General features: G+C 71.4%; 1 protein-coding gene. It reads left to right on the top strand.

Going from position 1 to position 1,040, the window contains the following annotated elements; all coding sequences use genetic code 11:
* Positions 1-114: 114 nt before the first annotated feature.
* Positions 115-1,040: IS481 family transposase (locus AB0M97_RS30830; RefSeq protein ID WP_365964275.1), on the top strand; the 926-nt coding region annotated here is incomplete at its 3' end.

Genomic DNA, 1,040 nt, shown 5'->3' with positions numbered 1-1,040 from the left:
CTAGGTGTGCTGTCCCGGGACGTTGGTGACACGCGTGCTGGGTGCTTGAACGGGTGAGGGCCTTCTGGGTTCGGTGTGGATTGCGACATCTGCACCGAAGCTCAGGAGGCCCTCGTGTCCCACCGTAATGCCCCGCTGACGCCGACCGGGAGGTTGCGTCTGGCCCGGTGTGTCGTGGAGGACGGCTGGCCGCTGCGGCGGGCCGCGGAACGCTTCCAGGTCAGCCACACCACCGCCGCCCGGTGGGCGAGCCGCTACCGGCAGCTGGGCGAGGCGGGCATGCAGGACCGCTCCAGCCGTCCGCACCACAGCCCGCTCCGGACGCCAGCCGGGGTAGAACAGCACGTCGTGCGGCTGCGTCGCGCGCACCGGATCGGACCGGCACGGCTGGCCGCCCGCGCCGGTATCGCCGCTTCGACCGCCCACCGCATCATCGTCCGGCACGGCCTGCCCGCACTGGCCGCCACCGACCGGGCCACCGGCGAACCCGTCCGCCGCTACGAACGCGCCCGGCCCGGCGAACTGGTCCACATCGACGTCAAGAAACTCGGCCGCATCCCCGACGGCGGTGGCCACAAGGTCCTCGGCCGCGCAGCCGGCCGGGCCAACCAGGACCGCCGCACCGGCACCGGATACGCCTGCCTGCACACCGCCCTGGACGACCACACCCGACTCGCCTACACCGAGGACCTGCCCGACGAGAAGGCCGCGACCTGCGCGGCCTTCCTGCGACGAGCAACCGCCTGGTTCGCCCAGCAGGGCATCACCATCGAGCGGGTCCTGACCGACAACGCCTGGGCCTACACCAAGAACACCTGGCGCGACACCTGCCACGACCTGGGCATCAGCCCCCGCTGGACCAGGCCCTGGCGGCCGCAGACCAACGGCAAGGTCGAACGCTTCCACCGCACCCTGCTCGAGGAATGGGCCTACCACCGGCCCTACACCTCAGACACCCAACGGCAGGCAGCGTTTCCCGACTGGCTGGACTGGTACAACTACCACCGACCCCACACCGGCATCGGCGGCCACCCACCAGC

It is taken from the genome of Streptomyces sp. NPDC051207 (assembly GCF_040682395.1).
Taxonomy (GTDB): Bacteria; Actinomycetota; Actinomycetes; order Streptomycetales; family Streptomycetaceae; genus Streptomyces.
This window is presented reverse-complemented; position numbering and strand designations above follow the sequence as displayed.